16 protein-coding genes and 1 pseudogene are annotated in these 16,381 nt (G+C 34.9%); 10 read left to right on the forward strand and 7 right to left on the reverse strand.

Translation table 11 applies throughout. From position 1 onward, the window contains the following. Nucleotides 1–56: 56 nt before the first annotated feature. The 4 genes and pseudogenes from LOK41_RS07735 to LOK41_RS07750 all read left to right on the forward strand — a co-directional run bounded on the left by LOK41_RS07735 (nt 57) and on the right by LOK41_RS07750 (nt 5,030). A complete protein-coding gene (locus tag LOK41_RS07735) occupies nt 57–830 on the forward strand; it encodes an FkbM family methyltransferase (protein WP_241815958.1) in 774 nt (257 codons plus the stop codon). A 72-nt stretch (nt 831–902) separates the two neighbouring features. Next, nucleotides 903–1,505 carry a class I SAM-dependent methyltransferase gene (locus tag LOK41_RS07740; RefSeq protein WP_241815959.1) on the forward strand — a complete coding sequence of 201 codons (603 nt, stop codon included), beginning with the start codon at nt 903–905 and terminating at the stop codon, nt 1,503–1,505. Nucleotides 1,506–2,420: 915 nt separating this feature from the next. Then, a pseudogene (locus tag LOK41_RS29255) lies at nt 2,421–3,617 on the forward strand (transposase). 351 nt (nt 3,618–3,968) lie between these two features. Continuing rightward, complete coding sequence (locus tag LOK41_RS07750) at nt 3,969–5,030, forward strand: CgeB family protein (RefSeq protein ID WP_241815960.1); 1,062 nt, start codon at nt 3,969–3,971, stop codon at nt 5,028–5,030. Between the two features lie 138 nt (nt 5,031–5,168). On the opposite strand, the gene LOK41_RS07755 is transcribed toward LOK41_RS07750, so the two are convergent. Then, nucleotides 5,169–5,828: a hypothetical protein gene (locus tag LOK41_RS07755; RefSeq protein ID WP_241815961.1), complete on the reverse strand. Its 660-nt coding sequence runs from the start codon at nt 5,826–5,828 to the stop codon at nt 5,169–5,171. Nucleotides 5,829–6,335: 507 nt separating this feature from the next. On the opposite strand from LOK41_RS07755, the gene LOK41_RS07760 reads away from it, so the two are divergent. Then, nucleotides 6,336–7,166, forward strand: coding sequence for a CotO family spore coat protein (locus tag LOK41_RS07760; protein WP_241815962.1), 831 nt, complete (start codon nt 6,336–6,338; stop codon nt 7,164–7,166). Nucleotides 7,167–7,229: 63 nt separating this feature from the next. Here LOK41_RS07760 and LOK41_RS07765 read toward each other — a convergent pair whose 3' ends face one another. Continuing rightward, a complete protein-coding gene (locus tag LOK41_RS07765) occupies nt 7,230–7,877 on the reverse strand; it encodes a CotY/CotZ family spore coat protein (protein WP_241815963.1) in 648 nt (215 codons plus the stop codon). 128 nt (nt 7,878–8,005) lie between these two features. Here LOK41_RS07765 and LOK41_RS07770 point away from each other — a divergent pair, with 128 nt between their 5' ends. Both LOK41_RS07770 and LOK41_RS07775 read left to right on the forward strand, forming a co-directional pair. After that, nucleotides 8,006–8,365 (forward strand): DUF1360 domain-containing protein, encoded by a 360-nt coding sequence (locus LOK41_RS07770; RefSeq protein WP_241815964.1) that lies wholly within the window; start codon nt 8,006–8,008, stop codon nt 8,363–8,365. A 63-nt stretch (nt 8,366–8,428) separates the two neighbouring features. After that, complete coding sequence (locus LOK41_RS07775) at nt 8,429–8,623, forward strand: cytochrome C oxidase subunit III (protein WP_241815965.1); 195 nt, start codon at nt 8,429–8,431, stop codon at nt 8,621–8,623. A 317-nt stretch (nt 8,624–8,940) separates the two neighbouring features. Here LOK41_RS07775 and LOK41_RS07780 read toward each other — a convergent pair whose 3' ends face one another. The 5 genes from LOK41_RS07780 to LOK41_RS07800 all read right to left on the reverse strand — a co-directional run bounded on the left by LOK41_RS07780 (nt 8,941) and on the right by LOK41_RS07800 (nt 13,483). Further along, on the reverse strand, nt 8,941–9,408 hold the full coding sequence (locus LOK41_RS07780) for a CotY/CotZ family spore coat protein (RefSeq protein WP_241815966.1): 468 nt from the start codon (nt 9,406–9,408) through the stop codon (nt 8,941–8,943). Between the two features lie 143 nt (nt 9,409–9,551). Beyond that, nucleotides 9,552–11,615 carry an ATP-dependent helicase gene (locus LOK41_RS07785; RefSeq protein ID WP_241815967.1) on the reverse strand — a complete coding sequence of 688 codons (2,064 nt, stop codon included), beginning with the start codon at nt 11,613–11,615 and terminating at the stop codon, nt 9,552–9,554. Between the two features lie 101 nt (nt 11,616–11,716). Next, nucleotides 11,717–12,139 carry a GNAT family N-acetyltransferase gene (locus tag LOK41_RS07790; RefSeq protein ID WP_241815968.1) on the reverse strand — a complete coding sequence of 141 codons (423 nt, stop codon included), beginning with the start codon at nt 12,137–12,139 and terminating at the stop codon, nt 11,717–11,719. Nucleotide 12,140: 1 nt separating this feature from the next. Next, nucleotides 12,141–12,659, reverse strand: a complete 519-nt coding sequence (locus LOK41_RS07795) for a YjcG family protein (RefSeq protein WP_241815969.1) — start codon at nt 12,657–12,659, stop codon at nt 12,141–12,143. A gap of 92 nt (nt 12,660–12,751) precedes the next feature. After that, nucleotides 12,752–13,483 carry an alpha/beta hydrolase gene (locus tag LOK41_RS07800; RefSeq protein WP_241815970.1) on the reverse strand — a complete coding sequence of 244 codons (732 nt, stop codon included), beginning with the start codon at nt 13,481–13,483 and terminating at the stop codon, nt 12,752–12,754. Nucleotides 13,484–14,009: 526 nt separating this feature from the next. On the opposite strand from LOK41_RS07800, the gene LOK41_RS07805 reads away from it, so the two are divergent. The 3 genes from LOK41_RS07805 (at nt 14,010) to LOK41_RS07815 (ending at nt 16,355) form a co-directional block, all read left to right on the forward strand. Then, the gene (locus LOK41_RS07805) at nt 14,010–14,921 is read left to right on the forward strand and encodes a DMT family transporter (RefSeq protein WP_241815971.1); all 912 of its coding nucleotides are present in this window, start codon (nt 14,010–14,012) and stop codon (nt 14,919–14,921) included. Nucleotides 14,922–15,354: 433 nt separating this feature from the next. Beyond that, on the forward strand, nt 15,355–15,897 hold the full coding sequence (locus tag LOK41_RS07810; protein WP_241815972.1) for a hypothetical protein: 543 nt from the start codon (nt 15,355–15,357) through the stop codon (nt 15,895–15,897). A 269-nt stretch (nt 15,898–16,166) separates the two neighbouring features. Next, nucleotides 16,167–16,355: a PH domain-containing protein gene (locus LOK41_RS07815; RefSeq protein WP_347269297.1), complete on the forward strand. Its 189-nt coding sequence runs from the start codon at nt 16,167–16,169 to the stop codon at nt 16,353–16,355. Nucleotides 16,356–16,381 lie beyond the last annotated feature (26 nt).

Consider the following 16,381-nt stretch of genomic DNA (forward strand, 5'->3'; position numbering starts at 1 on the left):
ATTATCAAGAAAATAAAAAATGTAGTTAATATTAATAAATAGTTAGGAGAGATTATATGGATAGAGCAATTTTGAATTTACCTTTTGATAACAAAAACTTTATTGTTTATGGTAGTGAGTTGGATCGAAGTATATTTCAGTATGTAAAAGCAAGCAAAGGAGAATATGAATATTACATTATGAACCTACTAAAAACAATTATTGATCCGAAAAGTATTTGTCTAGATATTGGAGCAAATATCGGTTTAATCTCCCTTGCTCTAAGTTATTTGGCTAATAATGGAAAAGTTTATTCTTTTGAACCCTCACAAAAAAACTATTCATATTTAGTAAGAAATATTAAGGTTAACAAAATTGATAATATATTACCTTTTAATTTAGGGATTTATAATGAGAATGCAAATATGAGATTTTGTGATATAAGTGACGGAGGTGGATGGTCATTTGTTTACAATAACAGGGAATCAATTGCAACACCTAACCAAGATATTATGTGTGTAAAATTAGATGATTGGATTAAAGCTGAAAATGTTACAAAAATAGATTTTATCAAGATAGATACTGAAGGATCTGAATTAAAAGCATTATTTGGCGCCTTGAATACTATTCAATTGTGGAAACCCGATATAATTATTGAATTTAATCCAATATGCATTTCGAGGAATACAGGCGATAATCCGGAGGACGTATTTAACCTCTTAAAATCTATATATCCAAGTGTTTATTTTATTAACAGGGATAGTAATTTGATAAAGGTAGAAGATTATTCTGCTCTACTAAAACTAATAGAAAAATTCGTTTATGGTGATTTGTACTGTACATTTAAGTAGTTTGTTATAATGAGAGATAAGTAATCAGCTCATTCTTTTTTGTGATTTAATTAAAAGGGGGTGGGGTAGAAGATGAGTTTTATAAAGCGAGAGTTATTTTTTCAAATATTCGGGGAACCAATTGTGCCGGATAATTTATTAAATTCCTTATTAAGAAACGATTTCGAACCGCTACTTGCCTTCTCGCAAAACTTCCAACCTAAGACAGTTATTGAAATTGGGATACACAAAGGTTTTACTGCTAAGTGTTTACTGAAAAACTGCACTTGGATTAAAAAATATATAGGAATAGATGTTCCACCTGATTTTAAAACACCCCTAACAATACAACAACACGAAGTTCCCTTAATTGCTGGAGAACTTGTAAGGAACGAGCCGCGAGTTGAGATCATTATAAAACCTAATGGTTCAAGAGATATAGATCCTGCAGATTTACCAACTGCTGATTTAATTTTTATTGATGGCGATCACTCTTCTAAAGGTGTTTTATATGATACCTTTTTAGCTCGAGAAGCAATAAAAAAAGGGGGGATTATTTGTTGGCATGACTACGGAAATCCCTTAGTGCCTAGTGTTACACATATTATCGACTATTTGAATTCAACTGAAGGTAATCATATTTGTCAAATTGAAGGTTCGATGTTATGTTTTCAATTTTGTAGAGATGGAAGATAAAGAAATACAATTAATTCAATGAATTACTTTTTATATTATTAAAGAAGAACCAAGATTTTATGAAGAGATGACCTCGGAATTATGAGAAGGTACTGAAAAATATGTTAGTAGGCGTCAAATAGGCCCCACTTGCATTTTTCAAAGGGGCTTATTTATGCTTACAAAAAATCAGAGTGAGAAAAAAAGTTATATATTAGAAACCAAACGCTATTCGTTCATGGCAATATGTTCTTGAACCGCTAAATGGCTAGCTTCTTTTAGCTAGAAAAATTGTGGGAAAAGTGGGTATTATAGTAAATGCTGTAATTTTTCTCCTATAAAATATATTTATATAAATATAGAAGGAATAATGAATTTAAATATGGAATTATAAAACCAAAAGATCAACATCAAATATAATTCTAACTTTTCATATGAATCTACTTACCTAAAAATTGATAGTTAAAAAGCAATTCAGAAACTACAGAAACTAGGATGTAACCAAAAAAGAATCTATTAAATGGACGGTTTAATGGTACAAAACGATGCATCTAGTAATAATATAAAATTGTTTACTTTATCCCGAATTAAAGAATTTGAAGAACTAAAATCGGAGAAAGATAAAATTGCCCAATAAACACGTTGCTTTTGTGAGTCAAAACAAAACATGTTTATCTGTATGTGACAAAAGGGGTGAAAAACATACTAAGAATAGTAGCACAGGCCATGGACATGGTCTGTGCTACTATTTTTTATAGTAGAAGTGAAGAACAGGTCGTGGCAGCCTTAGGATTTCGATTTCGTATAAAAAACTGCCATACTTCACTGTTCTTATAAGAATTAGTGAAGTATGTTGGGTCTTTAAAACTGTGTATAAGAAAAAGGAAATTGGTAAGGTAATGTGAAGACTTCTATAAAATATGAGGAGGTATGCTTATGCAAAGCATGATTGCTTTTGATGTCAGTATGAGGAAAAGTTATATGGTTATTTATAATTCAGCACAATTTTATATTTTGAGGGTGAAATTTTGCATAACCAAACGTAGTTCAAAAAGTTATACGAACAAATTGTTACTTTATTGTGAGATGATGGTCAAACTCCCTTCATTGTATTTGAAGTGACAGGTGTATATTCCAGGAAATTAGAGAGATTTATGAATAATTATGGTTTTTTATACTATCTATTAAATCCATTCGAGTCAAAGCTTCAAACGACGTCTTTACGCATGTATAAAACTGATAAAAGTGATGCCCATCGGTTAGCTCAAACTCGTTTCAAGACCAAACATAGAGTAAAAACAACACAAGACCATTACTTCGATCAAATTTGTGTACTTTCACGATACGATACTATCATGATTTAGATGAAGAACTAAAGGTAATTCGAGACCGGATACATATGTTACTACAGCTGAATTTTTCAGAATTGAATCGCTTTTCACACAAAAATCCGAGCTGTTTTAAGTGTTTTACAGTTATCCCTCATGTGGATTGTGTCAAACAGCTTTCTAAAACCGTTGTTCACAGTCAATATGGACAAAAAATAGTGCCTAAAACAGTGGAGAAAAAACAATTCAGTTAATAGAAGCTGCACAGGACTTCTATCCAGCTGTGAATCAAAATGATATTCAGTGTGAATAGTTAAAAGATTATGCTAAAAGGAACTTAGCTGTTTTGATAAAACGAGGGGAATTAATTGAACGGATGGTCACGTTCTCAAAAGAACGAAGCAGATATCAAATATTAATAAGTTTTCCTGGCATAGGTGAAAATACGGTGGTTCTTTTGATTGGAGCGATAGGTGATATCAGCTGATTTGATAATCAAAAGCAACTCAATGCCTATGCAGGCATTGATATAAGACATTTTTAATCTGGTACATTGTTTTATAAAGATAAAATCAATAAGCGTGACAATAGTCATTTACGCAAAATCCTTTATTTTACGATACAAAATATGATTAGCCAACGACGCTTTGGGAACAATCATTTCGTGAAGTACTATGATAAATTAAAAATGAAACCTTATAACAAATATCATAAAATTGCATCCATTCCATGTGTGAATAAGTTATTGAAAGTGGCTTTTCATCTTATTAAACACAACCTATTGTATGATTATGAAATCACTTAAACACTTTAAAAATCAGTACTTCTCACAATTTTTTATAAAACTACTTGACTAGTCTTAAGAAGAGGCTGTCTTATGAGCATATTGATTTATGTTGAATGAAAAGCTGAACGAATATCTATTTTGTGTGTTAAATAATTATCTTTTAGTTCCATCATAATACCTCATTGAATAAATTAACATAAGATAATAGGTCTAAAGATGATGAATAAGAGAAGAGGGTAATAAAAAGGTTTCAAGACTAGAAATTGTAGTTAAATGATTAAATTCGTGTAATATTTCTCTCCCAGGATTACGTTAGAGCCTTTTGTTCTGTCAATTAGTATAAATTAAGAAAGGGATGGAGTGAAATAGATGAAAGAAAACCATGAATATTCAAATCTTTATCGAGGATTCCAAAACCTTCTGTGTATGCAGGATAGCTTTAAGAACATAAAAGTCATATTCGTATCCTCTGAATACGATGTACCATATTGGCCGTTAGAAAAGGGGATTATTGATAGTCTAAAAAAAACAGTTCGAGAAATGCATGTAGTATCACCAAAGCAAGATTTAGTGAGAATTTCTCAAAAAGTAAAACCAGATTTTGTACTTGTTTTTAGCGGGTTCAAGTTACCCTACTATCAGGTTGAAATGCTAAAGAGAATAGGTGTAAAAACAGCTGTATGGATGACAGATGATCCATATGTTATAGATCAGAGTAAAAAAATTGCATCTTATTATGATTTTGTTTTTACACAAGAAATTAATTGTATTTCTTTTTATAAATCGATTGGTTGTCAAAAGGTTCATCATTTACCCCTTGCTGCAGATCCTAAGGTTTTTCATCCAAGAAATGTTGACGAAAAATATAAAACAGATATTTTGTTTATCGGGGTTGCTTTTTCGAATCGTGTAACATTTTTTGATGAAATTGCTGATTATTTGGCAAGTAAAAATACGTTGATCTCTGGTGTCGGCTGGAAAGGTTTAAAGAATTATCATTTGTTTCAGCATAGAATTAATGCTAATCATTGGTTATCTCCTGAAGAAACAGCAAGCTACTACAATGGAGCAAAAATTGTGCTCAATTTACATCGTTCACACGATGACCCAACTATTAATAAAAATAGCGAAAAAATAGAAGCGTTATCTCTTAATCCTAGAACTTTTGAAATATCTGCTTGCGGGACTTTTCAACTAACCGATATTCGTCCAGATTTAAGTAAGTTTTATCAGCCTGGTTATGATATTGAAACATATTGTACACCTCAGGAATGTATACAAAAGATAGAATATTATTTGAATAATGAAGAAGAAAGAAAAATGATAGCGGCAAGGGCTTTAGAAAGAGTTCAAAATGAACATACTTTTTCACATAGAATCCTAGAATTACTTGGCATAGTTTTTCCTGAAAAAGAACTGAATGGGGAATGATAGTATAGAGAATTGATATAGAGAGACATTATGGGTGAGGATATTTATGTGAATTTTAAATATTATATTCGGGAGTAAAAGAGAAAGCAATGTACAGAGAAATTCTCTATACATTGCTATTTTTTTAGAGAGTGAATGTTATTCAATCTCTAAGAAAGCGTAAGTGACAGCTATCACCGAAGCAGCAACAAGACCGGTAGATTGGATAAGTTGAATTTGAACTACGTCACCAGCGTTTAATGGTACATCAGGAACACGGATTGTTCCTCTTAGTAATGGAAGGGCAACGACACCTGGAATAGTTGCTGTCGTTGCTAAAGGGATTGTAGCAATAGGCTGTGGCGTGTTGGTGCCAATTCCGCCTGGGAATCTCACTATTTGGGCAATAAGGCCGCCGCCAAGTATATCCGCAACAGCGCCAATCAATGAAAGTCCAGCAGTGATATCAAATAGGCCAGATGTAGTTACTCCTACACCAGTAAAAGGATTTGCCGGGAGTGTGATGGATCCTGCGAAACCTGGAGGAACAGGAGTTGCTGCTGTTACAGGAATTGTGGTTGGAAGAGGAGGTAAGAATCTATCAAAAGCGATTGGAGCTCTGTTAGTTCCTCCTAGTAGTATTAGTCCTGCCACGTCTACTAACGCAATAGTTTGAAACGTACCACCATCCTGAACTGCAAAAGCACCATCTTCACCAGCGCGACTAGGAAACGGAACAGAGATAGGTCCAGGAGTGGGGCATGGAACAGCGTCTGGAGACCGGAAATCATGATGATTTGATCCACAATGATTAAACATATATTCACCTTCTTTTGTTTTATAGCTTACGTTATATTTAATGCAAGCAGGAGTAAACTTGATATGGACAGACTACTATTTTTTGGTAATTGAGGCGTCCAATTCAAGTAGACATTAACAAATAGATGAAAATGGCCCATTTAATTTTATTGATAATTGTAACTAGATTTTTGATTATGAAAGCAATAATAAAGTAACAGGAATTTTTTTGTACATTAGAGTATTTGAATGTTTTCAGTAGGGTAGTGGGTATTAAATTTTAAATTTTGATGATATTTTTGTAAAACAGAAGTATTAACGCTGTATTTTTAGAAGAAAACGAGTACATAAAGGAAATTGATAAATAATCCATATTTTCTCCCGCTATTTGTTGTGAATAGTGAGACCTACATCTCAACGAATAAGAGGAGTGAGAAATATACCTGTATACAAAAAAGCAAGCAAATTTCCGCATCCGGTGAATATACATCTAACAGTAGGAGTTTGTAAGAACAGGAGGGAAAGGATTTGAAGCGGAAACCGAGCAAAAAAAAAGATAAGCGGTCGATCATATATATTTCACAACCTACATTTGATGAGGCTAAATTGAACATGCAAAAGACATTTGTTATAAAGCCGGAAAAACAAGTAGAATCTGCACGGGAAGAGGAAATAGATATTAAGGAAGAAATAATAAAGATAAAGGAAGAAGTGGATGTGAAAGCAGAAGCTGAAGTCATTGGAAAAGTAAAGAAAGAGGTACGAAAGATAAAGGAAGATGTGGATGTGAAAACAGAAGCTGAAGTCATTGAAAAAGTAAAGAAAGAGGCACGAAAGATAAAGGAAGAAGTGGATGTGAAAGCAGAAGCTGAAGTTATTGAAAAAGTAAAGAAAGAGGCACGAAAGATAAAGGAAGAAGCGGATGTGAAAGCGGAAGCTGAAGTTATTGAAGAAGTAAAGAAAGAGGCACTAAACATAAAGGAAGAAGCGGAAATTACTCAAGAACTGCAAGGAGAGGATAATTCACCAGAAACAGAGGTAATAGCTGCAAAAGAGAATAAAGAATTTGAAAGGGCAGCGTTGAATGAGGGAAAAGGTAAGGAAATAGGCTCACCTAAAGGAGTACGAAAAAGAAAGTCCTTCAAAGATATGAATAATGAAGAAAAACTCTATTTTTTAATACAAAAACCTAAGTATATTCCGAAAGTAAAATGTCAAATTAAAACAGTAAAAGAAAATTTAACGGGATACATACTTTCTTATGAAGAAGGGTATGTAGGGATCAAAATGATGGAGAAAACAAAGGAAATTAAAGTTAAATTCGAAGATATTGTTCACATTAAGATGATGGGTTTATGAGAACGAATGTAGAAAGGTGACAGATACTCTGTCACCTCATAGTTTTTTAGTTTTACAGTAAAATTACACTCTGCTAACGAAAGTGTCACGGAAACATTGAATTGCACAGAAGCATCGTAAGTCAACTGTAATACAGAAGTTAGTAGATGCTAAACCAAAGAATTCTGTTGTTAGTCTAGGAACAACTCCTGAACCTCCGCCAGTATCTCTGAAACTAATACCGTTTTGATATTTACAAATTAAAGTTCTTGCGATTGATTGGAAATCAGCCTGTGTTGATGAGACACCGGGAGTTGGTAAGAATAGTGATAATTCTCTGATAAGATCATTTAATGCACCAGCACTAAGGTTTGTTATATCTGGTATTAATACTCTAAAGACTGCACAGCAATCGCCATCTACGCTTTCGACGCGTAAAAATGGAGAAGGAATAGGAATAGGTAGTTCAAAAGCATCAGCTGTTATTGAATCTGTGTTAAGAACATTAAAGCAACCTGCCGGTAAGAAAATATCTCCTTTTTTTCCAAATATTGAAACAGGGCGAGTGTTAGCTATTGGAGAAGTACCACCACAGTTTGCTCCTAGAATTGGATTTTCGCAACCAGTTGGGCAACTATCAAGTTGTACATCTTGTAGTTCGTTGATAAAATTTACGACGTCACATACACAATTGACATCATGACAATGCTTTTTGTCATCATTGCAGCTCATATTTTACACTCCTTATCATTGAGTTTTGATTTACACTAATAGGATATTGAAGCAAGGGGAAATCGGTTACTCTTCTTTATGAGTTTTTTATATTATGGGTAGAAGTATCGAAAAGGCAGGAGAGGAAGATGTTATTTACAAGCTGGCTTACTTTCATTATTTTTTCATGTGCTGTTTTTCGATTAACACGGCTCATTGTTTACGATAAAATTACATCATTTTTACGAGCTCCTTTTATTGAAGAGGTACAAATTACAGAACCTGACGGGAATATTTCCACCTATATGAAAATAAAGGGAAAAGGATTAAGAAAATGGATAGGGGAATTGTTAAGTTGTTATTGGTGTACAGGGATATGGGCGAGTGCATTTTTATTGTTATGTCATAAGTGGATTCCAAAAGTAATGGAGCCGATTATATTATTATTAGCGGTTGCGGGTGTCGCAGCAATTATTGAGACGATTGTTAGTCGATTGATAGAAGAATAAGAAATAAGGGAACGAAACAGAGGGATTGTTCATATAGTAAATCGAGCGAAAAAAATAGAGGAGATGTTTGCGATGACAAACTATCAGCAACCGGATCCATATCATAACATTCAATATTGGCATCAAATGCAGCAACATATGAAGAATCAACAAGCACAAAAGCAACTAGAGCAGCATCAGCTGCTAGAACAGCAAGGATATGTGAAAAAGAAAAATTGTAATTGTAGCGGAAAGAAAACAATTTTTCCAGGTCAATAAAATCAAGGTTGAGTAAACACTCATGCTATCGTGAGTGTTTTTGTTTTGTATACAACTATTTAATGATAAATGTACTAGCAAAATTTTTTATTCTTCACATATGATGTGATGTAGTTGGAAGAGAATGAGCAAAGGGGAGTATATGAAGTTGAAAAGAGTGTGTTAAACCTTTTTAAACGTTAGGGGCTATTAATCATTTGTAATGTTGTTTTCATAAGATATTCGTAGAGAAGAAATCTGTACTTAAATCGTAGTCGTTGATATTGGGAAGGTGTATTAATAGGAGGGACGAAGGATCAGCAAGAAATAAACCTCAATCAGCAGTTTGGAATATATATATCACGTAAACATTGAATACCACAGAAGCAAGTTAAATCAACAGTGATGTAAGTAGAGGTTGCATGTAATGCAGCATCTGGTTTAGTTAGATACGTACAAATAGGATTTGTATTAGCGTCTTCTCCCCGATTTGCGACAACAATTAATGGTTGAAGTACAGCGTAGCAAGAGTCGTCTATATTTTCGACGCGGAAAATGGCTGATTTACAGTTTGTATTTATACTAGGTACATATGCTTCGAAAGGATTTCCGGATTTTGTGAACAAAACAAAAGGACGTGTGTTTGCGATTTTTGTCTCATAATGGGGATCGAGGAAGGGAATGTCATAATATAAGGAAGGAGTAGTTGATGCACATTCTTGTAATTCATGTATAAATGAAACAACGTTACATACACAACCTGCATCATAATCTGAATCATGTGTATTGTTACAGTTGCAGCCCATATGATTCACTCCTTACTGTTTAAGTCTATGCTATATAGAATATGAGTCGAGAAGAGTTGATATTACGAGAGACAAAGCTTATTTCTTTTAGCTGGGTCCCGGTATTGTTTGAGAAAGATACAAAAAAGCAGCGCCATATGATGTTAAGGCGCTGACTTCTTCGGTAAATCTTTTCTTGCAATATATAAAAACCTTGATATATCTAATTTCTTCCCTCTAAAAAATTGCGGAGAGGAAATATAAAGTTCTTCTTTTGCGCGTGTGATCGCGACATACATGAGCCTTCTTTCTTCTTCTAATGCTTCAGAAGTATCGGTCACACGGTCGTTTGCATCTTTTAAAGAAGAAGAGTGAGGGAGTATGCCATCGCTTGCTCCGAGTAAAAAGACACATGGAAATTCCAGTCCTTTTGCATTATGGATAGACATAATGCAAACAGCATCTTTCTCTTGCATTGTTTTCAATGCTTCCATTTCTTTTTGGCTTTGAATCGCTGTGCTTACAAATTCTAAATAAGCAGGGATATCAGTAAAGCGATTTGCTGATTCCATCAGTTCTTCGAGCATTTCTTCTTGTATGTCTTTATGCATGGTAAAGGAAGAACGGTCATTACTTTGTAAGTACTCTAAGTATTTGCCTTTACCTTTAATGATTTCTTTGAGTGCTTTCTTTGGTTCCAATTCTTTAATAAATTTAATGAAATCAATTCGGTCGTTTATTTTTTTGACTTGGAATGGCTTTAAACTCGGATTTAGCAATAGAAAATGAAGGAGGGAAGGGAATCTTCCTTCACCATATTTCCACTGTTCACGTTCAATAAATGAAATGCATTCATCACGGCCAATATACATCGTTGGTAATATATTTGAGAGCGATTCGATTCGAAACGGTTCATTTGCGAGTCGCAGCTGATCGAGTACGGGTTTAATTAAAGAATGTTCATAGAACGATTGACTTGCGCCGTGTTTGATAAACGGAACTTTGTGGATTGTAAGCTGATCGAGTAAAGAACGGCTGACAGAATGTGTACGATACAGCAAACAAAAGTCTTTGTATGATCGTTCGCCGCTCGCTACTTTATCTTGAATGAGTTGCAGAATTTGATTTGCTTCATCAAGAGTTGTTGCAGGCCGTGCATAAAATGGCTGCACTCCTTCTTCATGAACGGAATATAATTCTTTTTTAAAACGTTCTTGATTGAGTTTAATGACTTCATTTCCAAGTCCAACGATAAATGGATTCGAACGATAATTTGTATTTAAAGAAATAATGGTTGTATCTTCAAATTCTTTTGGAAAGGATAAGATAATTTGATGGCTTGCGCCGCGCCAGCCATAGATTGCTTGATCGTCATCTCCCGCGATAAATAAATTATTTCGCGGCGAAGCTAACAGTTTTACAATCTCATATTGTGCATACGATGTATCTTGAAATTCATCGACTTCAATGTAATGAAATCTATTTTGCAATTGCGTTAATAAAGGTGCGTTATTTTCAAGCATGTAGAATGTTTCTAGTAAGATATCATCAAAGTCTATATATCCATATCTTTGTTTTACATCTTCATAACGTTCATATACTTCACGAAATTCTTGTTCAACGGGTGTTTTTGTTTGTACATCTTTTGGACGATTTAATTTGTTTTTTTCGAGTGAAATCATGGCGAGCATTGTTTCTGCATCGTAATCATCTTTTAAGCGCAATTCTTTCAAGATTTTCTTTATCATAATTTGTTTATGTTTTTCATTTGCTAAAATTTGCTGGTTATACCCTTGGCTACGAAGCAATTTTAAAAAGACGGAATGGAATGTGCCTGCGACAACATACTGGCTTGCCACGTGGTTCATCCCAGGTAAGCTTGCTACGCGGCTTCGAATTTCTTCAGCAGCTTTTTGTGTAAACGTAAGCAGTAAAATGTTGCGTGGATGAACATTTTTTACATTAATTAAATAGCCAACGCGAGTGGTTAAAACCGATGTTTTCCCGCTGCCAGCTCCGGCTAGTGTAAGAACGGGACCTTCTGTTGTTCGCACTGCTTCTAATTGTTTTTCATTTAAATAAACGCCTTGCTGCTCTAGGGCGCGGAAATAAGCTGCATCATTATCCTTCTCTACAATTAAATTGACAGAGGTTTTCGGAATATGATAGGTTGCCTGCGGAACGCTAGCGTGCGTTAATGTTTTTTGCGAAAATTTTTCTTGAGTCATACATTCACCTTCAAAACTATAGCATCAACTTTTAACTTTAGCGGAAGAAAAAGAAAATAGCAATGTAAAAAACAGGAGGGGGTTACCTCCTGTTTAGAAAATCATAACTCTTTTATCATCACAACATGCGGTATATCCGCCTCCATAAATACATCAGAAACAGTTTCATATCCGAGTTTTTTATAGAAGGATTCCGCATGTGTTTGCGCATGAAGTTTCAATTTTGGTAGCGACTCTTCCTTGGCATAAGCCTCGAGTGAGTCCATAATAATTTTTCCAATCCCTTTTTTGCGATGGGAAGCGAGAATGCATATACGCTCCATTTTCCCAATGCCATCAACGATGCGAAAGCGACCTGCGCCGACTGGAGTATCCTCATCATATATAACAACGTGTTTAGAGATTTCTTCAAATTGATCGTATTCTTCTTCAGCGGACACATGTTGTTCTTCAACAAAAACTTGTTTACGTACAGAGAATGCATCTCTTAGCTGTTCGTCTGTTTGTACGATTTGTGCTTGCAAATTAGTTGTTCCCCTTTCCAAGGTGGAATGTTTCGTATACTGTCCATGTTTCATTTTCTAATTGATATAGAAGGTGGAAACGGTCGATTGGTTGCTCGTAATAAAAGTCTTTCATACGTAAGCGACCTAATACATCAGCATGCTCTGCATCTGATAGATTTTGTCCAATTGTTAAATGTGGTACGAATGCGTATTCACGCTCTTGTGTAAAGAATCCTTTATGCATTTCTTCATTTAATAATGTAAGTTCAGGTGTTTTTTCTACTTTGAAATAAAGAACATTATTAACAGGTGCGAATGAGCTTACCTTTCCAACGTGAAGGGTAAACGGATTTGTTTTGTTTGCGATTGTATGCAGTTCTTGTACAATTTCTGCTAATTGCTCATCTGGTGCCTCAAAGGGTGCTTTTAATGTGATATGTGGCGGAACTAATGCATAATGCGGATCATAACGCTTACGCAGTCCGTTTGCTTTATCTTGAATCATTTTTGATGGAAAAATTACAATGCCTAGTTTCATCTTTATATTCCTCCCTTTGTAAGTCTAGTTAGATTTTGAGAAAACAAATCTCTTTTTTTATTATATCAAAGAATTCTGAATACTGCTTCTTATTATTTCATTGATAGAATATAAGAAAATGCTTTTGGCAAATCTGTTTGCCAATATTTCCAAGTATGATTTCCTTCAAATTCTTCGTAATGTGTGATGAAGTTTCTTTCTGTCAGCAATGCATGCAGCTCACGGTTTGGTTCTACAAAATCAGAAACTTGTCCATCTGTTCTTTTTACAGCAGTTTCTTCTGTCCCAATTACATGATAAATTTCCAATGCTTGCGGTTCTGTAAAATCTTTTGCAAGGTTCAGCACTGTTTCATCGACAAATGGGGACTGCATAACGACTTTGCCAAATGTATGCGGATACATAAGTGCTGTCATAAAGGACACTGTACCGCCTAGAGAATCTCCGATTAATACACGACCTTTGCCCATTTGGTATGTTGGATAATTTTCATCGATATATGGAACGAGTTCGTGGGCAAGGAAACGAATATAGGCGCTGTTTTTCACATCGTTTGGAAAGTATTTTTCTTTACGATCGTGTACATTTTTATATGGAATACCGACAATAATAGTTCGGTCAATTTCTTCATTTTCACGAAGACGTTCAATTACACGGTGCGCTTTACCAAGCTGAAAATAATCTCTTCCATCCTGTGCAATGACAACTGTGTGCTTATGCAGCGGCGTATAATTAACTGGTAAATAGACGAGAAGTGTAATCTCTTCTTGAAGTGATGTACTGTAAAATGAAAGTTCTTCGATTCTCCCGATTGCTTGATTCATGTGTGATCCCCCTAAATAAAAATATGCTGTGCTTCTCGTTTTATATTTTACCATAATGATAAGAAGAATCTAAAAAATTAGTATTTATATGATGAAAGAAAAATCAATATAAAAGCTTTCGTTTTAGTTGGGAGAGAGGATCCGCCCATGCATAGAAGCGGTCAGGGCCTTTTTTAGCCCCATGCCATGTTAAAACAAAGGAAGAAAATGAGAGGAGATCTCCTTTTTCTTCATAGCCGTAATTTATATATGAAATCTAAAAAAGGAGTTATCCAGCAAAAGCCCGATTGGTGATAGAAGGTTGATTTATATAAAAATAAATTGAAAAATCGATATAAAACCTTTCTTTTTAAGTGAGAGAGGATCCACTGATGGGTAGAATAGCCCCCCCACGCTAAGTGAGAACAAAGCGAGAAAGAAAGTGCAGGTTCCCTTTTTTCATAGCAACGATTTATATGTTGAAAGATTAAATTAGGTTTATATATAATGAAGTGGGGATTTTTACAGGGAGAGGGGTAAAACAACTTTGAAACAAGAAAAATCAATTGCACTACCATTAGCAGTTTCCATTATAGCTATTTCATTTGCAGCTGTTTTCGTTAAGATGTCCTCGGCGCCATTTTCAATTTTAAGCATGTATCGGTTATGGATTATTGTAATCTTTATGCTTCCGATTGTTTGGAAAAAGCGTGAAGAGTTTCGCAGAATTGAAGGGCGAGATTGGCTGTTTTTGATAGGATCAGGGTTCTTTTTAGCACTGCATTTCCTTTTATGGTTTGCATCTTTAAAGTTTACAACTGTTGCAAGTTCAACCATTATTTTAGCGCTGCAGCCAATTGTATCATTAGTTGGAGGTTTTTTTCTGTTTAAAGAAAGAACCACTTATTCAGCGATTGCCACAATGGGGATTGCTATCCTTGGTGTAATGTGCATTGGATGGGGCGATTTAGGGTTAAGCAGAGAAGCGATATTTGGAGATATTTTATCCTTTTTAAGTGTCATTGCGGTTGTTGGTTATTTATTCATTGGGCAAACAACAGTAAAAAAAGTTTCGCACTGGATTTATAGCTTTACCGTGTTTGCATTTGCGGGAATATTTATCGCTATTTATAACGTAATCATGAGTGTACCGTTTACAGGATATTCTACATGGGACTGGTGGATTTTCCTGCTGCTTGCGATTGTACCAACTGCTTCACATATGATTAATAACTGGCTATTAAATTATGTGAATGCCACAACGATTTCAATGAGTATTTTAGGAGAACCTGTTGGAGCATCAATACTTGCGTTTTTCTTATTAGGTGAGAAATTGAATGGTATGCAAGTTATCGGTAGCGTTCTCGTATTATGCGGTGTGTTTATTTTCTTGCTGCAACAGCAAAAAAGTGTGCAGAAAGAACGAGTGCAGAGTGCAGCATTTACGCAAGAGTTGTAGTGTTTTTATAGATTATTAGTAGGCTGTTAGGAGGAATCCTGGCAGCTTTTTTCTGTATAAATTGAAAAACTGATATGAATACAGCATCCATTTTATTAATTATGTTGGACAAGTTTGGACAAGCGTACAAGTTATTTATATCATTTTTTCATAATATAAATATGAAATATTATTAGGAAAGGGGAATGAATAATTGCCAACGTTTAGTAATGTTACGGTAACACAGAATTTAACAGTTAATGGAAATACTCAATTAGGTAATTCATCGTCAGACACAGTTAATGTAGCAGGAAGTGAAACGGTACAAGGGAATTTAACAGTCAATGGAAATACTCAATTAGGTAATTCATCGTTAGACATAGTTAATGTAGCAGGAAGTGAAATGGTACAAGGGAATTTAATAGTCAATGGAAATACTCAATTAGGTAATTCATTGTCAGACACAGTTAATGTAGCAGGAAGTGAAACAGTACAAGGGAATTTAACGGTGAATGGGAATACACAGTTAGGCAATGCGTTGACAGATACTGTAACAGTAGCTGGAAATGCAACCATACAAGGTGATTTAACGGTCAATGGAAATTTAAATGCGGAAATAGTAATTGATACCTTAACAACCAGTGGTGATTTAACTGTGGGTGGTGCATTACGAGTGAATAGAGGTTTTGAGACAATCTCGAATACCCTTTTCTTAGGGACTAATAATGTATTCAATCGCTATGTTTATGTTGGTCAGCATTTAGAGGTAGTTCCAGAAAGTGACGTAATCGGTAGTGGAAGTCTCCGAGCAGGCACTTTGGATTTAGCTGGGTATTTAGGTGGACAGGTAGTGCCTACTGCGGCTTTAACTGTCGGACATGGCCATATCGAGATGAGGGGTGCTGGTCACGGGATAATACTAACAGCACCAAATAATACCCGTTGGCTATTAACGGTTGATAATAGTGGGAATCTTACAACAACACCTGCTAGTTGAAAATTGTAGTAGTAATGAGGTCATTTGTAGTACAAAAAGGATAGATAAGGCAAATATTTTTGCTTTATCTATCCTTCTCTTTTGCCACATAAGCTGTGTTGACCTATTCAATAAAAAATCAAGATTGTGAAGGACTGTACTTAAACGAACGGGTGCTTGTGCGGCCGAGCTTGGGTCGTGTCATATAACGGGTGGGATTCCCGTCGAGTAAGAACTAGCCATTCGCTCGTAGCGAGTCTTGGAGGGCTAATGGTAACTCAATCAAAGATATAAGAAAAATTTCAAAAATAAAAAATCCACTAGCAGCTCCTGCACCGTCTTTTGATAGACTTGAAATACTTCACGGTACGCAATTTGAAACAGAGCTTATTTCTCCGCGTGATACGAAGCAATTCGTCTCTCTTATAAAAAGCATTCATCCGCAAGTTGAAATAGCAAATAACTTAATACAGGAATGAGAAGAGTGGTCTTAAAGAGCCACTCT

It is taken from the genome of Bacillus sp. TL12 (assembly GCF_022625245.1).
Taxonomy (GTDB): domain Bacteria; phylum Bacillota; class Bacilli; order Bacillales; family Bacillaceae_G; genus Bacillus_A.

What these genes read in the sequence shown, in the direction of transcription:
- LOK41_RS07735 (WP_241815958.1), top strand. Translation starts at nt 57, where the DNA reads ATGGATAGAGCAATTTTGAATTTACCTTTTGATAACAAAAACTTTATT.
- LOK41_RS07740 (WP_241815959.1), top strand. Translation starts at nt 903, where the DNA reads ATGAGTTTTATAAAGCGAGAGTTATTTTTTCAAATATTCGGGGAACCA.
- LOK41_RS07750 (WP_241815960.1), top strand. Translation starts at nt 3,969, where the DNA reads ATGAAAGAAAACCATGAATATTCAAATCTTTATCGAGGATTCCAAAAC.
- LOK41_RS07755 (WP_241815961.1), bottom strand. Translation starts at nt 5,828, where the DNA reads ATGTTTAATCATTGTGGATCAAATCATCATGATTTCCGGTCTCCAGAC.
- LOK41_RS07765 (WP_241815963.1), bottom strand. Translation starts at nt 7,877, where the DNA reads ATGAGCTGCAATGATGACAAAAAGCATTGTCATGATGTCAATTGTGTA.
- LOK41_RS07770 (WP_241815964.1), top strand. Translation starts at nt 8,006, where the DNA reads ATGTTATTTACAAGCTGGCTTACTTTCATTATTTTTTCATGTGCTGTT.
- LOK41_RS07775 (WP_241815965.1), top strand. Translation starts at nt 8,429, where the DNA reads ATGTTTGCGATGACAAACTATCAGCAACCGGATCCATATCATAACATT.
- LOK41_RS07780 (WP_241815966.1), bottom strand. Translation starts at nt 9,408, where the DNA reads ATGGGCTGCAACTGTAACAATACACATGATTCAGATTATGATGCAGGT.
- LOK41_RS07785 (WP_241815967.1), bottom strand. Translation starts at nt 11,615, where the DNA reads ATGACTCAAGAAAAATTTTCGCAAAAAACATTAACGCACGCTAGCGTT.
- LOK41_RS07795 (WP_241815969.1), bottom strand. Translation starts at nt 12,659, where the DNA reads ATGAAACTAGGCATTGTAATTTTTCCATCAAAAATGATTCAAGATAAA.
- LOK41_RS07800 (WP_241815970.1), bottom strand. Translation starts at nt 13,483, where the DNA reads ATGAATCAAGCAATCGGGAGAATCGAAGAACTTTCATTTTACAGTACA.